This window comes from Zunongwangia sp. HGR-M22, from assembly GCF_027594425.1.
GTDB lineage: Bacteria > Bacteroidota > Bacteroidia > Flavobacteriales > Flavobacteriaceae > Zunongwangia.
Genome location: NZ_CP115159.1, coordinates 3,148,094 through 3,174,072, shown reverse-complemented (window position 1 = coordinate 3,174,072; position 25,979 = coordinate 3,148,094). Strand labels below are relative to the sequence as shown.

General features: G+C 34.7%; 21 protein-coding genes, 1 tRNA gene and 1 pseudogene. 11 read left to right on the top strand and 12 right to left on the bottom strand.

All coding sequences use genetic code 11. From position 1 onward, the window contains the following. Positions 1-24: 24 nt before the first annotated feature. Complete coding sequence (locus PBT91_RS13730) at positions 25-1,605, top strand: sensor histidine kinase (RefSeq protein ID WP_270061470.1); 1,581 nt, start codon at positions 25-27, stop codon at positions 1,603-1,605. Between the two features lie 3 nt (positions 1,606-1,608). Beyond that, complete coding sequence (locus PBT91_RS13725; RefSeq protein WP_270059027.1) at positions 1,609-2,334, top strand: response regulator transcription factor; 726 nt, start codon at positions 1,609-1,611, stop codon at positions 2,332-2,334. 106 nt (positions 2,335-2,440) lie between these two features. On the opposite strand, the gene miaA is transcribed toward PBT91_RS13725, so the two are convergent. The 8 genes from miaA to PBT91_RS13685 form a co-directional block, all read right to left on the bottom strand. Beyond that, positions 2,441-3,358: a tRNA (adenosine(37)-N6)-dimethylallyltransferase MiaA gene (gene miaA, locus PBT91_RS13720; RefSeq protein ID WP_270059026.1), complete on the bottom strand. Its 918-nt coding sequence runs from the start codon at positions 3,356-3,358 to the stop codon at positions 2,441-2,443. Then, positions 3,351-4,181 (bottom strand): ion transporter, encoded by an 831-nt coding sequence (locus PBT91_RS13715; RefSeq protein ID WP_270059025.1) that lies wholly within the window; start codon positions 4,179-4,181, stop codon positions 3,351-3,353. Before PBT91_RS13715 ends, miaA begins: the two co-directional genes overlap by 8 nt. A gap of 21 nt (positions 4,182-4,202) precedes the next feature. Next, a complete protein-coding gene (locus PBT91_RS13710) occupies positions 4,203-6,203 on the bottom strand; it encodes a DUF3857 domain-containing protein (RefSeq protein ID WP_270059024.1) in 2,001 nt (666 codons plus the stop codon). Between the two features lie 4 nt (positions 6,204-6,207). Then, complete coding sequence (locus PBT91_RS13705) at positions 6,208-7,569, bottom strand: exonuclease domain-containing protein (RefSeq protein WP_270059023.1); 1,362 nt, start codon at positions 7,567-7,569, stop codon at positions 6,208-6,210. Positions 7,570-7,589: 20 nt separating this feature from the next. After that, complete coding sequence (locus PBT91_RS13700; RefSeq protein WP_270059022.1) at positions 7,590-8,249, bottom strand: YggS family pyridoxal phosphate-dependent enzyme; 660 nt, start codon at positions 8,247-8,249, stop codon at positions 7,590-7,592. A gap of 83 nt (positions 8,250-8,332) precedes the next feature. Continuing rightward, entirely contained in the window at positions 8,333-9,568 is a 1,236-nt protein-coding gene (locus PBT91_RS13695) for a DUF1015 domain-containing protein (protein ID WP_270059021.1), read from the bottom strand. Positions 9,569-9,720: 152 nt separating this feature from the next. Continuing rightward, positions 9,721-10,608 carry a 3-hydroxyacyl-CoA dehydrogenase family protein gene (locus PBT91_RS13690; protein ID WP_270059020.1) on the bottom strand — a complete coding sequence of 296 codons (888 nt, stop codon included), beginning with the start codon at positions 10,606-10,608 and terminating at the stop codon, positions 9,721-9,723. A 21-nt stretch (positions 10,609-10,629) separates the two neighbouring features. Beyond that, positions 10,630-11,589 carry a Gfo/Idh/MocA family protein gene (locus tag PBT91_RS13685; protein WP_270059019.1) on the bottom strand — a complete coding sequence of 320 codons (960 nt, stop codon included), beginning with the start codon at positions 11,587-11,589 and terminating at the stop codon, positions 10,630-10,632. 242 nt (positions 11,590-11,831) lie between these two features. Between PBT91_RS13685 and PBT91_RS13680 the strand changes: the two genes are divergently transcribed. Beyond that, a complete protein-coding gene (locus PBT91_RS13680; RefSeq protein ID WP_270059018.1) occupies positions 11,832-12,476 on the top strand; it encodes a protein-L-isoaspartate(D-aspartate) O-methyltransferase in 645 nt (214 codons plus the stop codon). A 159-nt stretch (positions 12,477-12,635) separates the two neighbouring features. On the opposite strand, the gene PBT91_RS13675 is transcribed toward PBT91_RS13680, so the two are convergent. Both PBT91_RS13675 and PBT91_RS13670 read right to left on the bottom strand, forming a co-directional pair. Then, entirely contained in the window at positions 12,636-13,640 is a 1,005-nt protein-coding gene (locus PBT91_RS13675; RefSeq protein ID WP_270059017.1) for a M28 family metallopeptidase, read from the bottom strand. Between the two features lie 97 nt (positions 13,641-13,737). After that, entirely contained in the window at positions 13,738-14,445 is a 708-nt protein-coding gene (locus PBT91_RS13670) for an SGNH/GDSL hydrolase family protein (RefSeq protein ID WP_270059016.1), read from the bottom strand. Positions 14,446-14,639: 194 nt separating this feature from the next. Between PBT91_RS13670 and PBT91_RS13665 the strand changes: the two genes are divergently transcribed. Next, positions 14,640-14,724: transfer RNA gene (locus tag PBT91_RS13665), tRNA-Ser, on the top strand. A gap of 63 nt (positions 14,725-14,787) precedes the next feature. On the opposite strand, the gene PBT91_RS13660 is transcribed toward PBT91_RS13665, so the two are convergent. Continuing rightward, the gene (locus PBT91_RS13660; RefSeq protein WP_270059015.1) at positions 14,788-15,009 is read right to left on the bottom strand and encodes a hypothetical protein; all 222 of its coding nucleotides are present in this window, start codon (positions 15,007-15,009) and stop codon (positions 14,788-14,790) included. A 317-nt stretch (positions 15,010-15,326) separates the two neighbouring features. On the opposite strand from PBT91_RS13660, the pseudogene PBT91_RS13655 reads away from it, so the two are divergent. The 7 genes and pseudogenes from PBT91_RS13655 to PBT91_RS13625 all read left to right on the top strand — a co-directional run bounded on the left by PBT91_RS13655 (position 15,327) and on the right by PBT91_RS13625 (position 24,869). Then, positions 15,327-16,582: pseudogene (locus PBT91_RS13655) on the top strand (IS3 family transposase). A gap of 303 nt (positions 16,583-16,885) precedes the next feature. Next, positions 16,886-19,987, top strand: a complete 3,102-nt coding sequence (locus PBT91_RS13650; protein ID WP_270059014.1) for a SusC/RagA family TonB-linked outer membrane protein — start codon at positions 16,886-16,888, stop codon at positions 19,985-19,987. Positions 19,988-19,998: 11 nt separating this feature from the next. Then, a complete protein-coding gene (locus PBT91_RS13645) occupies positions 19,999-20,730 on the top strand; it encodes a RagB/SusD family nutrient uptake outer membrane protein (RefSeq protein ID WP_270059013.1) in 732 nt (243 codons plus the stop codon). A 66-nt stretch (positions 20,731-20,796) separates the two neighbouring features. After that, positions 20,797-21,528: a RagB/SusD family nutrient uptake outer membrane protein gene (locus tag PBT91_RS13640; protein WP_270061469.1), complete on the top strand. Its 732-nt coding sequence runs from the start codon at positions 20,797-20,799 to the stop codon at positions 21,526-21,528. 25 nt (positions 21,529-21,553) lie between these two features. Beyond that, positions 21,554-22,585, top strand: a complete 1,032-nt coding sequence (locus PBT91_RS13635; RefSeq protein ID WP_270059012.1) for an IPT/TIG domain-containing protein — start codon at positions 21,554-21,556, stop codon at positions 22,583-22,585. Positions 22,586-22,641: 56 nt separating this feature from the next. Beyond that, a complete protein-coding gene (locus tag PBT91_RS13630) occupies positions 22,642-23,865 on the top strand; it encodes a glycoside hydrolase family 27 protein (RefSeq protein WP_270059011.1) in 1,224 nt (407 codons plus the stop codon). 8 nt (positions 23,866-23,873) lie between these two features. Continuing rightward, positions 23,874-24,869: a glycoside hydrolase family 5 protein gene (locus PBT91_RS13625; RefSeq protein WP_270059010.1), complete on the top strand. Its 996-nt coding sequence runs from the start codon at positions 23,874-23,876 to the stop codon at positions 24,867-24,869. 76 nt (positions 24,870-24,945) lie between these two features. Here PBT91_RS13625 and PBT91_RS13620 read toward each other — a convergent pair whose 3' ends face one another. Then, a complete protein-coding gene (locus tag PBT91_RS13620; protein ID WP_270059009.1) occupies positions 24,946-25,821 on the bottom strand; it encodes an AraC family transcriptional regulator in 876 nt (291 codons plus the stop codon). Positions 25,822-25,979: the final 158 nt, after the last annotated feature.

Here is a 25,979-nt window from a genome sequence, read left to right as displayed (position 1 = left end):
ATGTTAAAATATTACTTTTGGGACATGAATAAGAAGTTGTTTGTACTACTCGTTGTCTTAATGAGTTTATCCCTTATAGGTATCATTTTTGTACAGGGCTACTGGATTAAGAGTACAGTTGAAGACAGAGAGGAACAGTTTTCTTACAGCGCAAAACAGGTTTTAATTAAAGTCTCAGAACAAATTCAAAACAAAGAGTTTGAACGCTATATTTTTGAATACGAATCTCAGCTAAAAAATACTGAACAAACGATAGATAAGGTTACACTAACCGAATATCTAATTGCTACTCGGGACGAGCTGAAGAATGAAGAGGTTTTTAACTTTGGTAGTATACAGGAAGCAGATTATAAAATTTCTTCTGATTTTTTGGGTGCCGAAAAAAAGAACGATAGCATTCAGATGAAGAAACTTATAAACCGTAAAGTTACCAAAATTGTAAAAGATGTAGGTAAGGATACAGGTGCTGCTAGAACACCTTCAGATATTATGGAGCGTGTAATGCGTTTGGAGGATTATGAGAAAGAAATCTTGCGAGATGTTATATCTGAAGCAGCTGCAAGACAACCCTTAAGAAAACGAGTTTCAGAGAAAACGATACGTAACTTGCTAAGACGAGAATTAGCAAGCCGCGATCTTGATACTAAATTTGAGTTTGCTGTATATAGCAATTCAATAGAAACAGGAGTACATTCAGATGGCTTTGATGTAGCTCATCCTGCTACTTACGGAGTTCCTTTATTTTTAGATAGAGCAGGGGATAGTAGTTATCAATTGCTTGTAAATTTTAAAGGCAAAAAAGGGGTCGTATTATCATCAGTAACGTTAATGGCTGTTTTATCCATAGTATTTACTTTAATTATTGTAATAGCCTACTCTAGTGCGTTATCACAGTTAATCAGACAGCGTCAAATATCGCAGATAAAAACTGACTTTATTAATAATATGACGCATGAATTTAAAACGCCAATTGCTACAATTAATCTTGCATTAGATGCGATTAAAAATCCGAAAATTATTGCAGATGAAACTAAAGTGTTTCGGTATCTTAAAATGATTAGGGATGAGAATAAAAGGATGCATGCGCAGGTAGAAAATGTTTTACGAATTTCAAAATTAGAAAAAAACGAGCTCGATTTAAGAAAAGAGCGTTTGCAACTGCACGACATTGTTTTAGATGCAATAACTCATGTAGAGTTAATTGTTGAAGATCGAGGAGGATATATTCAAACTCATTTTGGTGCCTTAAAATCTTCAATATTAGCCAACGAAGATCATTTTACCAATGTTATAGTAAATATCCTTGACAATGCTATTAAGTATAGTGAAAACGAACCCAAAATCGATATTTATACTGAGAATGTTAAGAATTATATTATCGTGAAAATAAGAGATCAGGGTGCAGGGATGACGAGAAATGTTCAGAAAAAAATATTTGAAAAATTTTATAGAGAACATACCGGTGATATCCATAATGTAAAAGGACATGGATTAGGATTAGCTTATGTAAAGCAGATTTTAGATGATCACCACGGTCAAATTAGCGTTAATAGCGAAAAAGGAAAAGGAAGTACGTTTATAATTAAATTACCACTAATATCATAATATATGGAAACTGAAAACAAGAAAATTTTACTAGTAGAGGACGATCCAAACTTTGGAACCGTTCTTAAAGATTACCTAGCAATGAACGATTACGAGGTAACTCACGCAAAAAACGGAATGGAAGGATTCGAAAAATTCAAAAAAGATGATTTCGACCTTTGTATTCTTGATGTGATGATGCCTTACAAAGATGGATTTACTTTAGCGAAAGAAATTCGTGAAAAGAATGAAGAAATTCCAATTATCTTCTTAACCGCAAAAGCGATGAAAGAGGATGTATTAAAAGGATACAAAGTAGGAGCAGATGATTACCTAAACAAGCCTTTTGATAGCGAAGTATTGCTTATGAAAATTAAAGCAATCATGCAGCGTAAAGCTACAGATAGCGTTGCCGATAGTAAGCAATTTGAATTCGAGATTGGAGGTTTTCACCTAAACTCTAAACTTCGATTTTTAACTTATAAGGACGAAGAAGCTCAAAAACTTTCTCCTAAGGAAAATGAATTGCTTCGTCTGTTAGCTTTGCATGAAAATGACTTAATGCCAAGAGAGTTAGCCTTAACTAAGATTTGGAGAGACGATAACTACTTTACATCTAGAAGTATGGATGTTTATATCGCAAAATTGCGTAAGTATCTTAAAAAAGACGAAAACGTGGAGATTTTAAATATTCACGGTGAAGGATTTAGACTTGTTGTAAAAAACAAAGAAGAAGAAAGCAAAGCATAGTTTTAATAAATAAAAATTTTCAGTTTCGAGGGAAGGAATATTCTGTTTCATTGGAAGCAGAATATTCCGATACCTTTACTGAATTAGCTTTGTCTAAATTATCAAGTTATTGTAGTTTTTTTAATTCTTCGGAAATAAAAGCATTAATCTTTTCAGGTTTGGTTTGATAATCAAACCAATGAATGTTGTCATTTTTTCTAAACCACGTTAGCTGCCTTTTGGCGAAATGGCGCGTATTTTTTTTAATTTCAGAAATGGCAAAATCCAGTGCAATTTCGTTATCTATATAACTGAAGAGTTCTTTGTAGCCAACAGTATTTAAGGCGTTGAGATGTTTTTTGGGATAGAGGTTCTTGGCCTCTTCTAAAAGTCCGGCTTGCATCATCAAATCTACCCGTTTATTAATGCGATCGTAGATTATTTGTCGATCTGCTTTTAGACCAATTTCTATAGTTTTAAAATCTCTTTGCGATTTTTTCTGACTACGGAATGAGGAAAATTTTTTACCAGTTCCCATACAAATTTCAAGCGCTCTAATAATACGATGCGGATTTTCGATATCGGCATTAGCAAAGTATTCAGGATCTAAATGTTTCAGTTTTTTCTGAAGTGGTTTTAGCCCTTCGTTATTTAATATTTCATTGAGCTCTTTGCGAATTTCAGGATTGATATCTGGGAAATCATCTAAGCCCTCAATTATACTTTTTACATATAATCCACTTCCGCCAACCAGAACTACTACATCGTGATCTAAAAATAATTCAGAAATTTTAGAAATCGCCTCTTTTTCAAAATCCCCAACCGAATAATGGTCTTCTATCGATATGTGTTGTATAAAATGATGTTTTGCAGCTAATAATTCTTCAGGGTCGGGCACTGCGGTGCCTATATTCATTTCCTTAAAAAATTGTCTTGAATCGGCTGAAATAATTTCAGTATCAAAATAATTAGCAATTTTTATTCCCAGTGCTGTTTTTCCAATCGCAGTTGGCCCAACAACACTTATAAGTATTTTATCAGTCATTTAATTTATTTCCGCAGTTATGGCAAAATTCGGCATCGGCTAAATGCTGTTCTTCATGGCAATGAGGACAAACCTGAGTATTATCGGCGATACTTTCGTCGGTAGCTCTGCTATATTCAGCGCCTACAATTCCAGTAGGCACTGCTATAATGCCATAGCCCACAATCATTAACAGCGAAGCCAGTAGTCGCCCAAGAGGCGTAATAGGTGCGATATCCCCAAATCCTACCGTAGTAAGTGTTACAATACACCAGTAAATGCTTATAGGGATGTTTGTAAAGCCGCCGGCTTTTCCTTCTATAAGATGCATTAAAGTGCCGGTGATAATACAAATAATAAAAACTGCAAATAAGAAAACAAGAATCTTAGCTTTACTTTTTTGAAGTGCAATCATTAATTTATTAGACTCGCCAACATAACGGGTAATTTTTAGTACTCTAAAAACGCGTAGTAACCTTAAGGCTCTTATGGCAAAAAATAAATTTTTACCGCCCATAAAAAAGCCGAGGTAGCTGGGTAAAGTAGAAAGAAGATCTACAATTCCGTAGAAACTAAAGATGTAACTTTTAGGCCGTTTTATGACCACTATTCTGGCAATATATTCTATAGTAAAAAATATGGTGATGATCCATTCTGCAATAAAAAATTCCCAGTAATACTTTACGTGAAGATGAGTTATGCTTTCTAACATGACTAAGGCAACACTAAATACGATAAGCACTAATAGGACAATGTCGAATATTTTCCCCATCGGGGTATCAGCTTCGTAAATAATTTCGTAGAGCTTCTTTTTCCACTCTGGTCTATTGTCTTTGGTCTTCAAGCGCAATTAGTTTTAGCGAATTTAAATATTCTTTTCTTGCAACACAATGATAGACTGGGTTTGAATAGTGACCAATTTGTCCATAAACTCTTTAAGATAAGGATAATATTCTGAAGCATACATGGTTTGTGAAAATACTACTCTTAAATTTACAAATATATTATTAGCATCTAATTTTTGTGCCGTAAATTGAATTTTTGCAGCACTGTTAGGGACTGCCACAACTTCTTGCGAAGGTATTTCTTCGATATCATAATTAGCCGGTATGCTAATTAATATACTGCTGGAATAAACATCTTTATAACCAAAATCTATTGGATATTTTCTACTTTCTAATTTAAAAGGATTTTCTTTCCAAAATAGAAAAGTAAATGGATTAAGGTAAATTTTATTGTTGAGTTTTTGCGAAGGGTTTTTAACTTCGTAATTGATAATTAAATTTTCATCTGTATCTTTTTCGCCTTTATAACTTAAATCAATAAGGTTATAGGAATCACGAAGCTCATTTAGTGCTTTAAATAGATTTTCTTTTTCGGTATTTTTTTCAATTTTTTTTCGTGCTGTAGAGGCGTGATAACCTACAAGATTTTGGATAGATTTAGTGGTGGAAGTTCCATCATCATGCACAATTAAACTATCGCGGTAAGCGATTTGAGAATAGCCTTCAGGATTAATATCAATCCAGCTACTTTCGTTATCGAAATCTAGTTTTCGGCCATATTGGTTAAGTGCTCTAAATGGGAGTTGACCAAATTCAACAAACTCGTCTGTAGCATCTAGCATATATTCTTTGCCATCAATATCTAATAGTACAAATAGATAATTGAAATCGGATAGTACTGGGATTATTTTTTTAGGAAATCCTCTGTTGCGCGTAGCACTAATAACAGGATAAACTTTAAACCCTTCATTGTCGTAAAAATTATGTAGAAGTACGTTTAATGAAGATACGTTGCCTGTGTGCTCTTCCAAAAGATCTTTTAGATTCATTTTATCAAAAATCCCATATTCTTCATTCCATTTGTAATTTTCTCTTACAAAATTGTAAATGGCTTTAGCTTTATCAAGATTATTTTCTTGAGATGCAATTTCGGGGGGTAGCAATTCTTTAACCAGTCTGTTTTTTCTTAGTTGTCTACCAATGTTTTTATCTGTTCTAAATTCTTTGTCTACGTCTTTCCATTCTTTTGTGTACTTGCGTTCATAGCCATCTAACATGGTGATTTGCTTCAACTCGTATTCGATACGCGAGATATAATTATACTTAGATGTAAGATAATCCTCTTCAATAAATGCCGGAATTTCTTTCATCGCATAAGTGGTCACAACGCAATCTCCAGCATTTTGAGATTGGCCTGCATAAAAACAATTTTTCTTTATTTCAGCATCATTTTGGTCTAATTGCAATTCTCCCATTTTTACGATGCCATATTCGTAATTTGCTGGAATTTCAGTTTTATATCGGCTGTAGGCTTTTGGAATTTCCTTTTGAAACCACCAGGTATTAAAATTGAATTTATACGGAGTTTCCTTCGTGTAAGAATAAACCAATACAGCGCCAGGTTGAATGTCTGGAAAGGTGAATTTTATGTAATCATATTTTTCATCCTCTTCAGTAAAAATTTTATTTTGGGATAACGTGGTGCTTTTAATCTTTGAGCCGTCCAGATAATATGTAGAAGCTTTTAAATCATGAATTTTTTCAGATTTGCTACTTCCTTTATAAAGAGGTATAACAATACTGGCTTCATCATAGCCTTCTTTGTTTAAAATTTTAATTTTTGCTTCGTAATTGATAAATAAATGATAATCGTCACCATCTTCAATTTTGCTAAAACCATTTTCAAAAATGTAAAAAGCATTTGCAGTGGTGTCTGGCAAATAAGTTTTTGCAGCTAGATCTTCTTTGGTAACTCTTATGTTATCTACATTGAAGTTTTGTTTGTTGAAGAGAGAATCTGCTTCTTGAGCGAAAAGGCTAGTGCTGAAAATTAGCAAAAGCGCAAGTATTATTTTATTCATTTTACTAAAAATTGATGATTTTAAGTTTTTTGTTTCTTCTTAAGTAGCTTTGGATGATGTGTTGGGCATCTCTATCATTCGTCATAGGTGTAATGATAGATTTAATTATATCTAACTTATTTATTTGATGATTAAGATTATAATAACCAACACCTTTAAATTTTCCGTCTTCAATTAAAAGTGCACTTTTTTCGTCTATTTCCCGACCACGATCAATAACCAGCATATTTTGATCGGTATAAGAATATTTCTGAATAAGTTGTAGCACTCTCTCATTGTATTCTTCCGGATTTTCTTCGCCCACGCAAGCACCATGACAGTGTTTAATGGTGTAGTTGAAGCAACTTCCTGAACCGGGATGTTCACCACAAAGTCTTGCGCAAAGCTCATATTCTTCAATCCAGTTAGTAAGCGTATTTCTAGCAGATCTTAAACTGCTAAAGGTGGTGATACAATTTTTTGCAGTTCTTGCTTTGCTAATTTTTAAATTGATATAACCATCTTTATCGGTATAATGATAAAGGCCATGAGTAAATATATTCTTCTTTAGAGCTCTGTTATACTTAGGCTTATTATTTTTTATTTCTTGATTTTCGCGAAGTAGGGCTATAAGTTCATTTCCGGTAGATTCGTAAGAAACCGATGCTACTTCTTTTTGCATTTCACGAGCTTTCGCATGCTCATTTGTAAAATGCTGATTAATACGCTTCTTTATATTCTTACTTTTACCAATATAAATAATCTCGCCGTCCTCGTCATGTAGATAATAAATTCCGGTAATGGCCGGTAGGTCCTCGAGTATATACACTAATTTACTATCTAATTGCCGTTTGGGCTCTTGCCTAACGTTATCCTTTAAAATGTCCTTTTGGGTGTCTTTTGCCAAAAGCATCTTAAATAATTTAACGGTAGCCTGAGCATCGCCATTTGCACGATGCCTATCGCTAAGCGGAATACCCAAGGCTCTTACCAGTTTTCCTAAACTGTAAGAAGGCATATCTGGGATTAATTTTTTAGACAGCTCTACCGTACATAAAGATTTTCGCTGAAATTCAAAACCAAGACGTTTAAACTCTGTCCTTAAAATTCGGTAGTCAAATTTAGCATTATGAGCAACGATAATACAATCTTCCGTAATTTCTACGATTCGCCTGGCAACCTCATAAAATTTAGGCGCGTTGCGAAGCATTTCATTGTTAATTCCAGTAAGTCCAACAACAAAAGGCTGTATAGGACGCTCTGGATTGATCAAACTTATAAATTGATCGACCACTTTTTCGCCGTCGAATTTGTAAATAGCAATTTCGGTTATTCCTTCCTCGTTATACTTACCGCCAGTAGTTTCTATGTCTAAAATTGCGTACAAAAAATCTTCTTTCTTTTTTCTTAGTTATAATTACGAGCGCCAAAGATCGAACTTCCTATTCTCACCATGGTGCTTCCATGTTTTACAGCGATTTTATAATCACCACTCATTCCCATTGAAAGCTCTTTAATTGCTGGGTATTTTACTCTGAAATCTTTAAAAACCGAATGCAGGTAATCGAACTCTTCAGCGACTTTATCATCATTTTCAGTGTTTGTTGCCATTCCCATTAGGCCCACAACGGCTACATTTTCGAAAGCTTTATAATCGGCAGATTGCAAGATTTCTTCAGCTTCACCGGCAGAAATACCGAATTTAGAATCTTCTTCAGCAATTTTTATCTGAAGCAAACATCTAATCACCCGGTCATGTTTTTTTGCCTGTTTATTCACTTCTTTTAAAAGTTTTAGACTATCAACTGCATGAATCAAGCCAACATAAGGCGCCATATATTTCACCTTATTTCTTTGTACGTGGCCAACCATATGCCATTCGATATCCTTGGGTAAAGCTTCCCATTTATCCGTCATTTCCTGAATTTTATTTTCTCCGAAAATGCGTTGTCCCACTTCATAGGCTTCCATGATATCTTCATTGGGCTTAGTTTTACTTATCGCCACAAGATCTACGGTATCAGGAAGTTCTTCAGTATATTTTTTGATATTTTTAGCAACACTCATTCTGCGTTATTTCTTCGGTTAGTTAGGTACTTCTTTAACTACTGCAAGATAATAATTAATAGAATCAAATAAAGTTTTCCTACTTAAAACTCGTAAATGGTAAGTCCGCTTCTTAATTTCGGTTCGATATAGGTGCTTTTTGGTGGCATGGTAAGGCCTTCGTCTGCAATTTTTTTAATTTCTGAAATAGAAACCGGTAGCATACCAAAACCAACCGAAAATTCGCCACTATCAATTAATTTCTTCATTTCCAGAATATCTCTTTTTCCTGGAATGTAATTGATACGTTTATCTTTACGTAGATCGTTGATTCCTAAAATTGGTTTTAGCACAAGATCGTACAGAATTTGGCTATCTAATTGGCTAAGCGTATCGGTGAAATTCATGCTTGTTTTACGCAGGTATAACGAATAAAATTCGCCATCAAGATACATTTTAAAATGATGTTTTTTTTCTGGTTGATATGCATCTAGCTTTCTATTTTCAATTCTAAAATGCTCATCAAGTTTAATTAGAAAATCTTCTTTAGAATAGCCATTTAAATCGGTAATTAGACGTCGGAATTGATATATTTTCAAATCATTTTCAGGAATAAAATAGCTTAGAAAATGATTGTAAGATTCCTTGCCTGTATGATTTTCGTTATTTTTAGCAGATTCTTGCGATAATAAAAAAGAAGAGGCGCAACGATGGTGACCATCGGCAATATAGATACTATCCATATTCGAAAAGAACTGCTGAATTTGCTCAATTTCAGCCTTATTGTCAATTTTCCACAGATAATGCATTTCTCGTTGTCGCGTCGCAAATTCATATTCAGGATTTTGTTGCATAATTTTAGCAAGAAATGCCTGAATTTCAGGTCGGTTTTCATAAGTAAGTAAGACCGGCTCGGTATTAAATCCAACCGTTTTTACATAATCTTTAAATAAAATTTCGCGACTGGCGATAGTATCTTCATGTTTTTTAATAATACCATTTTTGTAATCTTCGGCACTTGCAGCAGCGATTATTCCGCAGCAGGAAAGATCACGAGATTCCATTTTATAAACATAAAAACAAGGATTTTCATCCTGAATAAAGGTGTCTTCTTCTTTAAATTCCATATACCTGTTTTTAATCAGCTGAAATTTCTGCGTACCGCTAATGGTGTGCTGAAATTTATAGCCAGGATTAAGAATGTGAAGAAAAGAATATGGATTATAATCTAATCTAGCACGCATTTCGGCCTCATTATATTCACCGTAAGGGCGCGAAGCTACCAGACCCGCCTTTGCGCGTTGAGGTCGTACTGCTTTAAAAGGAGTTATTTTCACCAATTCTTTTGGTCTTTTTAGTCGTATTTTACTGTAATTTCTAACCTGCCTTGCTAAAAGACATATTAAGCATGGCAAGTAGAAATAACAATATTAATTAAGTGAGATCCCGTAAGGTGTCTGGCATGAGAGACTAAATAATACTAATCTGAATTTTAAACAAACTGAGCTGATACTTTTTCAGCCTTTTTGTTTTCAGAATAATCATAAAATCCTTCTCCCGATTTTACACCCAATTTTCCGGCCTGTACCATATTTACTAATAAAGGGCAAGGTGCATATTTTGGATTTTTAAAGCCGTTATACATTACCTCCAGTATAGAAAGACAAACATCTAAACCAATAAAATCGGCTAATTGTAAAGGTCCCATAGGATGTGCCATGCCTAATTTCATTACCGTATCGATCTCGTAAACACCGGCAACACCGTTGTAAAGTGTTTCGATAGCTTCGTTAATCATTGGCATTAAAATTCTGTTGGCTACAAATCCCGGGTAATCATTTACTTCAACAGGAACTTTATTTAGTTTTTCTGAAAGTTTCATGATCTTTTCAGTCACTTCATCAGAAGTATTGTAACCTCTAATAATTTCAACCAGTTTCATAATCGGCACCGGATTCATGAAATGCATCCCAATAACACGCTCTTGATTTTTTACTACGGAAGCAATTTTAGTGATCGAGATCGAAGAAGTATTCGATGCTAAAATTGTATTCTCATCGCAAATATCGTTTAGCTGACTAAAGATTTTGAGTTTTAAATTTTCATTTTCGGTAGCCGCTTCAACAACAAGATCAACATTTTTTACACCTGAAGGGATATCGATAAAACTTGAAATATTAGCTAAAGTCTGTTCTTTATCTTTTTCAGAAATCTTCTCTTTGGCCAACATACGATCTAAATTTTTAGTGATCGTATCCACTCCTTTTTGAAGATTTTCTTTAGAAATATCAATAAGATGTACCTTAAATCCAAATTGGGCAAAAGTATGGGCAATTCCGTTTCCCATTGTTCCCGCGCCAATAACTGCAATATTTTTCATACTGTACCGTTTTTGTGTGGTTTAAAAATTAGCGATCACCGCATTGGCAATCTTAAGCGCTTTTGCGCCCTGTTCTAAAGTCACGATCGGGGTAGTATCGTTATTAATTGCATCGGCAAAAGTTTCTAGCTCATCCAGGATGGCATTGTTTGCAGAAACCGATGGGTTATCGTAATATATTTGTTTTTTAACGCCTTCAGCATTTTGCAGGATCATGGCAAATTCATCTGGCTCGCTAGGTGCATCTTTCATCTTTACCACCTCGCATTTTTTCTCTAAGAAATCTACCGAAATGTAGGCGTCTCTTTGGAAAAATCTTGATTTACGCATATTTTTCATCGAAATTCGGCTAGCCGTTAAATTGGCAACACAGCCATTTTCGAATTCAATTCTTGCATTGGCAATATCTGGAGTGTCACTAATTACAGAGACTCCGCTGGCGTTAATGCTTTTTACTTCAGATTTTACAACGCTAAGAATGGCATCGATATCGTGAATCATCAAATCTAAAACTACGGGAACATCGGTGCCACGAGGATTAAATTCAGCCAAACGATGCGCTTCAATAAACATAGGGTTTTCAATACGATCTACAACCGATCGAAAAGCCGGATTAAAACGTTCTACATGCCCCACCTGTCCTTTTACACCATTTTCCGAAGCCATTTTTATAAGCTCTTTTGCTTCTTCATAAGTGTTGGTAATAGGCTTTTCTATAAATAAATGTTTTTTGGCTAAAATCACCTTTTTTGCTACATCAAAGTGAGCAAGTGTAGGAGTTACTACATCTACCACATCTACATCTGCAATTAGCTGGTCTAGATTATGGTATGGTGTGTAGCCAAATTCTACTGCAATTTTTTCTGAATTTTCCTTATCGGCATCGTAAAAGCCAATAAGATTATATTTTGAAGATTGTTTCAGTAATTTTAAATGGATTTTACCCAGGTGGCCGGCACCTAGTACCCCAACTTTAAGCATAAGCTTCGATTTTTTACAAAAATACTATTTTGATTGTAAACAGATTATATTTTTATCTTAATATCATGGCTGGTTTTGCTTGGAGCAATAGAATTTGTTTCCCTATTTTTGCTCGATAATTATTAGTTGAAAGAGCTATTTTTAATTGAAATGAATTAGAAAACTTAGGCTTTTTTAAAACTTAGAATATCCGATTTTAAGCCGTTTTAGACGGTTCGAACAATAAAAAAAACTGCTGAGAATTGTATAAAGATACTTTTAGACATAAAGGGAAAAGGCAACAATTGGTAAACATAATAACCAAGAAAGGGATTACAGATCGTCGTGTATTGCAGGCGGTTGGTAAAATTCCGCGTCATCTTTTTATGGACAGTAGTTTTGAAGATCATGCTTACCAAGATAAAGCTTTTCCAATTGCTGCAGATCAAACAATTTCTCAGCCTTATACGGTGGCATTCCAAAGTGAGCTTTTAGAAATCTCTGAAGGAGAAAATGTTTTAGAAATTGGGACGGGTAGTGGTTACCAGACCGCAGTTTTATGCGAGTTGGGAGCGCGAGTGTATAGTATCGAGCGTCAAAGAGAGTTGTATCGTAAAACCAAGACATTTTTAAATAAAATAGGCTATCGTCCTAAATATTTAAGTTTTGGTGATGGATATAAAGGCTTGCCTTCTTTTGCGCCTTTCGATAAGATTATTGTGACTGCGGGAGCGCCGTTTGTTCCAAAAGATTTGTTAGGGCAGTTGAAAGTAGGAGGAAGGCTGGTGATCCCCGTAGGGGACGATGTGCAGATTATGACTTTGTTTGTAAGAAAATCGCCAACCGAATTTGACAAAACTGAGTTTGGAGAATTTCGATTTGTACCGCTATTGGAGGATAAAAATTGAATTAATTATCAGTAAGCAGTAATCAATTAACAATTATCATTTTTCAATAAGCAGTAATCGGTAAATAATATCTCTTCAGAAAATTACTTCAGTACGATTTATAAATAAAAAAGCCTCATGAAGTTCATGAGGCTTTTTTGATTTTTTCCGCAGAAAATATTATTCAGCTTTATCCACAACTAAACGTTCGTCGCGGTTAGCAATTTCCCAAGCGGTTAAGAACACAAGTTGGGCTCTTTTGGATAATGCTTCGTAGTTAATTTTATCTGGTGTGTCGGTGATTTTGTGATAATCGGCATGTACCCCGTTAAAGTAAAAAATTACAGGAACATTATTTTTTGCAAAATTGTAATGGTCACTTCTATAATAAAAACGGTTTGGATCATTCTCATCGTTGTACGTGTAATCTAAATCCATATTCATGAAATTAGCGTTTACATTTTCACTAAGTTCATGAAGATCTGTACTTAATTTATCGCTACCAATAAGGTAAATATAATTGTCGTTTCCTTCGTGATCTGGATCGATACGACCAATCATGTCTATGTTGAGGTTGGCAACAGTTTCCTCTAATGGAAAAATTGGATTATCGGTATAAAATTTAGAACCCACTAAACCTTTTTCTTCTCCTGTGTTGTTAAGAAAAAGGATAGATCTTTTTGGAGTGTAACCATCTTTTATAGCTTCAGAAAATGCCTGAGCGATTTCTACAACGCCCATACTTCCAGAGGCATCATCATCTGCTCCATTAAATACATTCCCTTCGCTATCCATTCCTATGTGATCGTAGTGAGAAGAAATTACTAAAACTTCTTCTGGCTTTTCACTTCCTTTGATATATGCTACTACGTTTTCAGAAGCTTTGGTGTCTCCTCTAAAGTAGCTTTTTGGAACTTCTTGAAAATAATCATCGCCTCCCAAAGCAGAAGGGATATCAAACTTTTTATATTGCTCTTTCAAGTATTCGGCAGCTTTTTTCTGTCCTGGTTCTCCTGTTTCACGACCTTCAAATTCGTCGCTTGCAAAAGTGTAAACGCGTTCTTTTAAATCTGAAGGAGTAATAGTTTCAGCATATTTCATTGGATCGGCGTTGTCTACATCCTTTTGATGAGCGCCGCAGCCTACTAAACTTGCAGTTAAAGCAAATACTAGAATTTTTTTCATATGAATTTATCGAATTTTATATAAGATTGCACAATATAGCAGTTTATCTGATATTAGGAAGTTCTGCTTGTTTTTTTCTTCGGAAGTAAGATGATTATTACTCCTTCAGTGCCTTTTCGATAGCATTCTTCACCATAGGTTCCATGACATCGTATCCTGCTGAAGTTGGGTGAACACCATCTGTAGCGTATTCTTTTTTCATTCCTTGTTGATCGTTAGCCAAAGCAGGAAAATAATCCAAATAAACATGGTTGTTCTGCTCAGCGTAGTTTTTAAGCCAGTTATTTACTTCAGCAATTTTAGCAACTGGCTCTAGTCCTGGTCGCCATGGATAATCTTCTACCGGTAAAATAGAACTTAACACCACTTTTATATTATTGGCTTTGGCTAGTTGCGCCATAGCCTTAATATTGTCGGTAATCATTTTTACTGAAGAATATCCTGTGTTACCCGCAACATCATTTGTACCCGCTAAAATCACAACTACTTTTGGCTGAAGATCGATAACATCTTGGGTAAATCTTATAAGCATTTGTGGTGTTGTTTGTCCGCCAATCCCGCGGCCTATATAATTGTTTTCTTTGAAAAATTCTGGATGTTTGTCATACCAACCGTGCGTGATCGAGTTTCCCATAAAAACAGCGGTAACCGGTTTGCCTTCCATTTTTACTTTATTGTTGGCTTCACGATACCATTTTAAATTTGCCCAATCCTGGCTCATAAGTTTTTTGTATTGTTGTTGCTGAGCGAAAGCTCCGGCACTGATGGTTAAAACGCCTAAATATATTAAATGTTTAAGTTTCATGATGTTATTAAGTTATAGCGTAAATTTAACTAAAAGTAGGCTGGAATCTTTCTATGTTGAAAAATTCATTTCTTTTTTGTTGAAAATCAGTTTTGTATAAATTGAATTAATTTTTTTTCAATTTTTCTTGTGTAGAAATGAAAAAGCTTACTATATTTGCACCCGCAATCAGCGAATAGCTGATGAGACACTCAGGAGAAATGGCAGAGTGGTCGAATGCGGCAGTCTTGAAAACTGTTGAGGGTCACACCTCCGGGGGTTCGAATCCCTCTTTCTCCGCAACAAAAAACCGCAGATTTATCTGTGGTTTTTTTATTTATTGGAGTTTCTTAAATAAAATGGTTATTGCCTCTCAAGTTGGCCGCTGCGCTTTCCCATCATTGGTTTTAGTTTATCCCATAATGATTGTTCCAATACTTCCAATAGATTAAAATGTTCTTTTTCATTGTATTCAGGAATGATAGGTTTGAATACTGAAATTTTAAATGAAACATTATCAGGAATCCAATAGTTTAAGTTTAACGCGTAAGTAGATTTAGCTCCGGCTCCCAAATGCTCACGCATTCTTTTCTGGAAACTCTTTTCTTGACTTATCTTAAATAAAGTGTTTTGCTAGATCTTTCATTAAACTTAGAATAACAGCGATCTTCGAATTTATTTTCTTTAGCAGCTTTAAAAGCTTTCCCTATTTCTTCTTTGTTAGAATCATCAATTAATTGAATACAATAAATAGGATCAAAATCAATCTCGCTAAAAGCTTTTTTAGTTAGTTGGTCGATATCACAAATCGATTCTTTTAATTCAGTTAAATTTATTTCTAAACGCTTCAGCCTACTATGGAATTACTACATTAGACTGGACATAGAGTTGAATGAATATTATTGCAAGTTGTTAACTTAGCAATTATGAGACGTAAAGCCAAACATTACACCTTAGAGTTTAAGCAAAAAGCAGTAGAATTAAGTTATGCCAAAGGCAATGTAGCACAGGTTTGTGAAGACTTAGATATATTACCTGCTGTTCTTTACCGTTGGCGTAAAGAGCAAAAGAATTATGGCAAGAATAGTTTTCCCGGCCGTGGCAATCCTAAAATGACTGATGAACAAAAAGAGATAGCTCGTTTAAGAAAACAGCTTAAAGAGACTGAATTAGAACGTGATATCTTAAAAAAGGCGATTGGCATCTTTTAGCTCACTATTTATTATTTTAGATTAAGGTATTCGTGAATGCTTCGCATTTCCGCGAGCGACAAGAAAAATACAGGTTCATAAAACAGCATCGTATGAAATTTCCTGCCCGTAAGATGTGCACTATGTTAGCCGTTAGTAAAAGTGGTTATTACCACTGGTTGAAATCTGGTCCCAGCAACCTCTGGAAAGATAATCAGAAGCTCTCTTCATTAATCAAAGATATTTTTGAAGATAGTTACCAAAGCTATGGAGCTCCTAGAATAAAAGCGGAACTGGAAGCTTTAGGTTTTAAGGTATCAAAGCCACGGATAGCTCGCATAATGAAGGCAAACTATTTATACGCAAAGAGGAAACGTAAGTTTAAGACGACCACTAATAGTAATCATAAATACCCCACAGCTCCAAACTTGTTGAACCAATGCTTTAATGTAGCCAGAGCTAATCAAGTATGGGTAAGCGATATTACTTATGTTCAAACCAAACAAGGTTGGAGTTACCTAACAGTGATCATTGATCTATTTAACAGAAAAGTTATAGGATGGTCTTTAAGTGATACCCTAAATACCGAAGATACTATTATAAAAGCTTGGCAGATGGCTATTAAAAATACCACACTCACACAACCTTTGATATTCCATTCAGACCAAGGTATTCAGTATGCCAGCCAAAGATTTACTAATCTACTTAAAAGCTATAATGGCCTGGTAAAACAATCTATGAGTCGGAAAGGAAACTGCTGGGACAATGCCGTGGCGGAATCCTTTTTTAAATCTCTAAAAGTAGAGTGGGTATATTGGCATAAGTACAAGCTTAGATCACAGGCAGAGTTATCTATCTTTCAGTGGATAGAAACCTGGTACAATACCAGAAGAAGACATTCTTATTTAGGCAACAGAACCATTAAAGAATTTGAAATAGATATGTATAATCAAAAACTAGCAGCATAGTCACTCAACTTAAAGTCCTGTTTTTTATTGCAAGTCCACTATGCGAATAACAATACAAAAGTTGTAAAGAAATGATATTCAGGTTGGAAAAATGTTTTAGCAAAAAGGATAAAAGAACTCATTTGGGAATTATTAATTATCTTATGATTTTGATAACAAATTGACAAAATAATATTAATAAGCCAGTGAGATTAACTATAAATTTGATTTTAGTATTCTAGATGTCTTTTTTTAGTGAATACTTAAAATTCATTACGAAAAGGTTGTAGTTATTTAATTATATATCAATTTAAATTAGATCAAATGAACGTATTAAGGAAAGGCTTATGGATTCCTTTTTTGCTAATGGTTACTGTAACTGTCTTTGGTCAACAAAAGACCATACAGGGAACAGTAAGAGATTCAGATAGCATTCCGCTACCTGGTGTATCTGTAATAGAAAAAGGAACAAATAATGGTGTTATCACCAATTTTGATGGTAATTACAGTATAGAAGTTAGTGAAGGAGCAACTATTTTATTTAGCTATGTAGGTTACAATTCTAAAGAATTTAATGTTGCCGGCAAATCCTCCATTAATTTAATTTTAGAAGAAAATGTAGAAGGTTTGGGAGAGGTAGTACTTATTGGTTACGGATCCCAAAAGAAAGAGCAGATTAATAGTGCGGTCTCTGTAGTAGACATGGAAAATATAAAAGATCAACCTCAAGCCACTATAGATCAAATGTTACAAGGACAGGCTGCTGGTGTTACAGTAACAAACGATTCTGGAAAACCCGGTGCGGCCGTTTCAGTTAAAATAAGAGGAGCAACTTCTTTAACCGGTAGTAACGAACCTTTATATATTATAGATGGTATACCAGTTTCTGGAGATGCCCGTAATACCGCTACTAGTGGACGCCCCATAGCAGGTGGGAATTTTGCAGGTGATGGAGAAACTACAGTAAACCCACTAGCTTCTATCAATCCTAGCGATATAGAAAATGTGACAGTTTTAAAAGATGCATCGGCTACCGCAATTTATGGTTCACGTGGTGCTAATGGTGTCGTTTTGATCACTACAAAATCAGGGAAAAGTGAAATAGGAAAAATTACTTACGATTCTTATATCGCATTTAGATCACAATCTAAACTTTTGGATGTAATGAATCTTAGACAGTATGCAGTACAACAAAATGCATTGGCTGATATTTACGGTTTGGAAACCAGAATAGAATTTCAAAATCCAGATTTGTTAGGAGAAGGTACAGATTGGCAGGAAAAGTTATTTAGAACAGCTGCCACAAAAAATCATCAATTATCATTTTCTGGAAGAAAAAAAGACTTTACCTATTACCTTTCAGGAGGATATTACGATCAGGAAGGTACTATTGAGGGGTCTAGCTTGAAACGGTACACATTTAGAACTAATTTAGACGGTAATGTTAGAGATTGGTTGCGTATAGGTGCTAATTTATCTACATCGGTAACTAATGAGGATTTGGTATTTAATTCTAGTAGTAATGGTATTATAAATTACTCTGTACTATCTGCTCCAGATTTAGCGGCATACACTGGCGATGGTGAATTTCAGGTTCAGGAAAACAACGACTTAAATATCTTCTTCAACAATCCTTTAGGAATGGCATTGTCGATTGATACCGATCTTATCCGTAAAAGTTTTTTAGGAAATACCTATTTGGAAGCCGATATCATTGATGGTTTAAAGTACCGATTTGAGTTTGGTGCCAATACTGAGTTTAGTGAGTTTGATAAATATACACCAAAGGCAGAATTTTTAAATACTGAAGAGGCTGTCCTTAATGTAAGACGGCAAAATTGGTATAGCTGGAACCTGAAGAATTTATTAACTTATAATAAAAGTTTCGGTAAGCATAACCTTAATGTATTATTAGGACAAGAGTCTTCAGAGAATGTTTGGTCTGGAGTTATTTCTCAGGGAAATGGCTTTGTTAGTGATCAAATTAGAGTATTGAATGTTGCCGATGTTACTACTTCTACAGATTATAAAGGAAGCGCCGCGCTACTTTCCTTCTTTGGTCGTGTAATGTACGATTTCAATAACAAGTATAGTATTAGTGCTACCTACAGAGCTGATGGTTCTTCAAAATTTGCTGAAGGAAATAGATGGGGATATTTTCCGGGAGTTTCTGGATCTTGGAGAATATCATCAGAATCTTTTATGGATAATCTAGAATTTTTAAGTGATCTAAGATTACGTGCAGGTTATGGAGAAACGGGTAATCAAAATATCGGAAATTACTCTTACGGTAGTGCATTGTCTTCTTTTAATTCTTTAGACGGAGTTGGATTTTTGGTGTCCAATTTGGCAAATCCAGATTTGAAGTGGGAATCTATGAAACAAACCAACTTTGGTTTGGATATGGCGTTTTTTGAGAATAGGCTTCAGTTAACGGTAGAACGTTATAATAAAGTTTCAAAAGACTTCTTATATACCATTCCCTTGCCAGCTTATCTAACAGGAGATCAAGGTTACGAAGGCGGTGTAAACAATCCAACTGTTAATGTTGGTGAAATGGAAAACATTGGGTGGGATTTTTCTTTAAAGTATAATACTGCTGCCGATCATGATTTCTCTTGGAATACTTCTTTAATCGTTTCTCAATATAATAATGAATTGACACAAATAAATAAGAATCTTAATTTGATTCAGGAAATTGCAGATTTAAATTATAATGATTTAACGGTAACCAATTCAGTAATAGGAAAGGCAATTGGTCAGTTCTATGGCCTGGAAGCCGATGGATTAATCACAGCAGAAGAACTTGGGAATGTAGGAAGTTACTTTGGTGAAACCCCCGAAGTTGGTGATGTGAGATATGTGGATATTAACAACGATGGGAATATATCTGAAGATGATTTTACATTTATCGGTAATCCACATCCAGACTTTACTTTTGGTTTCACAAACAATTTTGAATACAAAGGAATTACACTTTCTGTATTTTTACAAGGTTCTTACGGGAATGATCTACTTAACTTAACTAGAAAATACGGAACTTTTAATGCAAATCTTTACATTAATCAATTAGCAGAAGCAGGTGATTTTTGGACACCGGAAAATACCGATGCTAGCTTACCAAGACCTCAGTTAGTAGACCACGATAATAATCGATTATCTTCACGTTTTGTTGAAGATGGTTCTTATCTAAGATTACAAAATGTAACGCTAGGTTATAATTTGCCTACAAATGCGATCTCTCAAATAAATTTATCCAGATTAAGAATTTATGTAGGTGCTCAAAACCTATATACACTTACAGATTACAGTGGATATGATCCAGAGGTGGGATCGATAAATCAAAATTCCTTACTCATGGGTATCGATAACGGTAGATATCCTTCACCGGTAACGTATACCATGGGACTAAATCTTGAATTCTAATTTAATAAAACATGATACAATTTTTATATAACTTCCGTAGACTTGCCTTAGGCTTGGTTTTATTAGCTAGTATTTTTTCTTGTAGCGACTTTTTAGAGCGACCACCAGAAGATAATTATTCAGATAACGATTTTTATTATACTAATGATCAGGTAAATTCTAGAATTGCTCCATTATATTATAAGCCTTGGTGGAACATGTTTAGTACTTCTTTCTGGCCTATGACAGAGACAATTTCCGGGAACATGTTTAATTACACGCACTTATCTTTTACTCAGTTCACGGTTACTTCTTCTAATTCGATGTTAGAAGATACTTGGGGTAGTTTATATTCTGTTATTACACAATCTAATGAACTAATAAATAATCTAGATGATCGTGCTGGTGGAGAGGTAGACCAAGAGACTATAGACATCGTAAAAGGGGAAGCCTATTTTCTAAGAGCAGTAGCTTATTTCTATCTTGTTCGATTTTGGGAAGAAGTTCCAATTATAGAAAATACGTACGATTATATCTATAGTCCACAAATTCCTAAAAATCCTAAAGAGGATGTTTACAGATTTATAGAAATGGACTTGGCTATGGCAATAGATTTACTGCCAGAGAAAATTAGAGGTGCAGATTATGCCAGTAATAAAAGAGTTTCAGTAGGTTCAGCTAAGTCGATTCTTGCAAAAGTATATTTATCTCAGGAGAAATTTGCTGAAGCTAAAAATTTAGCAGCTGAGGTAATTAACTCTTGAGAATTTCAGCTTTTAGATAATTATGCCGATTTATTTTTAACTGAAAATAACAATAACGAAGAATCGATTTTCGCTATACAGTGGACGATTTCTACCGATTATGGATCTGGTAACCAAAGTAATATTGCTAATTCTGCCGGTGGTTATGGACTTGGCAATATAGGGGATTGGAATGTTTTTGGTCCATCTCAGGACATTCAGGATATCTATCCTAACGGAGATCTACGAGAAGTAGAAAACATAATGGTTCCTGGATATACTTATGAAAACCTATATACTTCCTCTGGAGAACAATTTACTGTCCCAGAAGATATTGATGCTGCGACATCGGGTTCAGCTATTAAAAAATACGTTGTAGGAGGGGGTGATCCTTATGATAACTGGGGTATGACATCTAATAATACTTACGTGATGCGCTATGCAGACTTGCTTATGATTTATGCAGAAGCTGCTATGGCTGGGACAGGTGCAACCTCAGATGCTACTGCACTTATGTATTTTAACATGATACGGCAAAGAGCTGGATTGGTTGAGTTGCCAAGTATAACAAATGAAACCTTATTAGAAGAACGTAGAAGAGAGTTTGCTTTTGAGGGAGAATATTGGTTTGATATTCAGCGTTTGCTATCTACTAGTGATGCGATTGAACTTTTGAATTCTCAAAACAGAGGAGACAAAAATTTTGATCAATTTTATACGGCTACTGCAGAAGATCTAATATATCCTATCCCTGCAAACGAATCAGCATCAAACCCATTGCTATTAGAGGAAGCGGTGCCATATGATTTTGAAGACTAATCAAATAATATAAAAACGAATCAAAATGAAAAATATAAAGAATAATATCAAATATGGTATTTTGCTGGTTGGTTTGTTACTAAGCGTAATACTAACTTCTTGTGAAGATAATGATGATTTAGTTACAACGCCAGAAATAGAAAGTATAAGCCTTGCAGCGAATGATTCTGTAGTAATGGGCGGTATGCGACAAAATATGTATATAGTTAGAGGAAGAGGCTTTAGTTCTTTAGAAAAAATATATTTCAATGATTATGATACTTATTTTAACCCAACTCTTGTAACTGATGAGGTGATTTTTGTGACGATCGATGCAAATACACCGTACGATCAATCTTCAGAAATGTTGATACTGGTAACAAACTCAGCAGCAGTGGAATACGAATTTGATATTTTACAACCGGCACCGGGAATAACGTCTTTTAGCCCTAAAACAGGAGATGCAGGAACGCAGGTGACCATTTTAGGAAGTGTTTTCGAAAATTTAGAGAGTGTTTTTTTTGGTGAAAACGAAGCAACGATATTATCTAATTCTGATACAGAAATTGTTGTAGAAGCTCCAGCGATTTCCGCGCCGTCTCCAGTTATCGTAACAACAGCCGGTGGGTCTACATCCTCAGAAAAATTATTCGGAGGTCTTTTATTTAAATTTTATGACGAACAGTTAAATCCAGATTGGTGGATAGGCGGCTGGGGTGTAACTAATGATTTTGCTAATACAGAAAATGTACTTACCGGTGAGGTTTCTTTAAAAGTTGAAATAGCGGCATGGTCTGGTTTTCAAATTGGTAACGGAGGAGCTCCTGTTTTAGCTGAAGACTATAATACCTTGCAGTTTGAAATTTATCCTGAAAACGACGGTAATATTATGGTTGTAACGAATAATGATTATGAAAATGGTTATTTAATTTCTATTACTGGGGGAGAATGGCAAACAGTTTCAATACCAATAGAAAATTTAAGTCTGGCAGGGCTAGAGTCCTTAGATAACGTGGTACTGCAAGAATTTAATGGTACCGGTAATGTTTACTATATCGATGATTTTGGTTTACTGTAAAGGTTTATCAGCGACTTTTAAAAACAATCAATCAATTTTAGAATCTGAAAATAAAGATGAATAATAAACTAATATTAGCCATTGTATTTATATATTTTTCAGGGCTTAATATTCACGCTCAAAAATTTGATAACCTGGCTGAAACACCCCCTATGGGTTGGAACAGCTGGAATACTTTCGAAACTAATATCAATGAGCAGTTATTAAAAGATATTGCAGATAAATTTATAGAATTAGGGCTTAAGGATGCTGGTTATGAATATATAGTTCTTGATGATGGCTGGATGGCTAGAGAAAGAGATGAAGAGGGAAATCTCGTAGCAGATCCAGAAAAATTTCCCAATGGTATGAGGGCCGTAGCAAACTATGTGCATTCTAAAGGTTTAAAATTTGGATTATACAACTGCGCAGGAGGAAAAACCTGTGCAGGATACCCCGGTAGCAGAGGGCATCAATATCAAGATGCTAAATTATATGCCTCTTGGGGAGTAGATTTTTTAAAATATGATTGGTGCGATACCGGGAAATTAAATGCAAAGGAATCTTATATTACAATGAGAGACGCCCTTTATGAAGCAGGTAGACCTGTTTTGTTTAGTATTTGCGAATGGGGAGACAACGATCCTTGGGAATGGGGAGAAGATGTAGGCCATATGTGGCGAATAACCGGCGATATTATTGATTGTTGGGATTGTGCAGTAGGACATGGATCCTGGGCATCTTTCGGAATCTGGAAAATAATAGAGTTAAGAGAAAAGGAAAAAACAAGAGAAGTAGCAGGACCAGGACATTGGAACGATTACGATATGATGGAAGTTGGTAATGGAATGACAGATGCCGAGGATCGTAGTCATTTTGCAATGTGGAGTATGCTTAATTCACCATTAATTATGGGGAACGATCTTAGAGATGTATCTAAAGAAACTTTAAGAACACTTACTAATAAAGAAGTTATAGCCGTAAATAAAGATCCTTTAGCCGTGCCGGCTTTTCGATTTAATAATGAAAATAATATAGAAATTTGGGCTAAACCATTAGAAGATGATGCCTGGGCGCTCGTTTTTATTAACCGTAACGATGAAGCGGTTAGCATAGATTTCGACTGGAAGAAACATCAATTGGCAGACGATTTAAGTCAGCAGTACTTCAAGCCTTCATTTAAAGAATATGCAATCAGAGATTTATTTCAGCATAAAAATATTGGGAATACCAGTAAGAATTTAAAAGCATCAATTGGTGTACACGATGTTTTGATGGTTACTTTAACTCCAAAGTCGTAAATTTTGCTATGAATTTTAAATGTAGCCTTTTCGCTATTTTGATTTTGGTCTGTTTAAATTTAAGGGCACAAAAGCCTATGGATCGTTTGAAAGTAGCTCAAAATGAATTTGTAAATGCAAAAGGCGAGGTTCTAGTATTTAGAGGCGTAAATACGAGCGATCCAGACAAATTGGTGAAAGACGATTTATGGAACGAGGATTACTTTAGAGAAATAAAGAATTGGGGAGCAACAATTGTGCGATTTCCAATTCATCCTAAAGCATGGCGAGAAAGAGGAGAGAAAGAATATTTAAAAATTCTAGATCAGGGAATTGAATGGGCTAATAAAAACGGTTTGTATGTAATCTTGGATTGGCATAGTATCGGTAATCTTAAAACAGAACTTTATCTGGACCAGATGTATTTTACCACAATGCAAGAAACACGGGATTTTTGGAAACTTATAGCTCAGCATTACGGAAGAAATTCAACTGTTGCATTTTACGAGCTTTTTAATGAACCTACTACATATAATAAGAAATTTGGTTCAATTTCCTGGGGAGAATGGAAAAAACTGATGGAAAACCTTATAACGGTAATACGCGCAAATGGAGGAGAAGGAATTCCTTTGGTTGCCGGCTTTAACTGGGCGTATGATTTGAAGCCAATTAAAGAGAATCCTATTAATGCAACTAATATTGCGTATGTAGCGCACCCTTATCCACAAAAAAAGAAGAAGCCCTGGGAGCGAAAATGGTCAAAAGATTGGGGATTTGCTAAGGAAAAATATCCAGTTGTTTTAACTGAAATTGGTTTTTGTGATAAATCTTCCCCTGGTGCACATGAGCCTGTAATAGGAGACGAAGGTTATGGAGAAGCAATAACTAATTATTCAGATAACAATAACATCTCCTACTTAATTTGGGTATTCGATAAAGATTGGGCACCCAGAATGTTTAAGGATAAAAATTTTACACCAAGCCGTCAGGGTAAATATTTCAAGGAAAAAATGCTTAGTTATTAAAATTAAAGTTTAAATGATAACGTATTACTTATTAGGGTTGATTGTATTTTGTCATTATTTCACTTAAAATTATCAATTAAAGCACCCTTTTTATTCCGCTAAATTCTTCTCTATATTTACTTGGAGTACATTTTTTATTATTCTTAAAAACCCGGTTGAAGTTTGCAATATTATTGAAACCGCATTTATATGCAATTTCAGCAATGCTTAAATCTTTTTCAATTAGCCATCTTGCAGCGTAACCAATGCGTGTATCATTAACATATTCCACCAATGTTTTTCCGGTTCTTTTTTTAATGAATCTATTGAATGAGACCTGACTCATATTTACCAGATCGGCTACTTCATTTAAGCTTATTTTTTTGTGATAATTAAGCTGAACATATTCATAAATGATTTTTATTTTATCACTGTTCTCAAAATTTTTGAAATCTGAAGTGTACGTAGAAAGTAATTTTTGATTTCTTGATCGCGCTAAATCATGAAGTATGGATATAAGTTCTAAGAAATAATCTATACTATCGATTTTAGATAAATTCATGATTCTTGGTGCGATTTCGTCAGATATTTTTTCTGAAAATAAAATACCGTGTGCAGATCGTTCAAACATATCTTTTATTGGTTTCATAATACGTCTGTCCAAAAGTTTGGTATCAAATAAATCATTGTGAAACTGAATAGTTATCTCGTGGATTTTAGAACTTTCGCAGTTATGAAGTTCCCAGCCGTGTTGAAGATTAGGTCCAACAAGTACTAGTTCAATATCGCCAATTTCTTTCATCGAATCACCAACCACACGTCTAACACCCTTCCCGTTTTTTAAAAAATTTAATTCATATTCTGGATGAAAATGGATAGGGAAATCAAATTCATCTTTAATTCTGTCAAAAACTAAAAAGCTATCTTCAGGAGCAAGTGGTGTGATTTCGCGGTGTACATTAGTTTGTATCATATGAGTCAAAAAGAAAAAAAATAATTATTAAATGATAAAATTCTATTAATAGATGATCGCTTCCGCTGTTAATTTTGAGAATTGATAATTTATGATGCTAATTCGAAAGGAATTATTAAAATAATGCTTCAAACATTATATATTTAAAACTGTGTCTA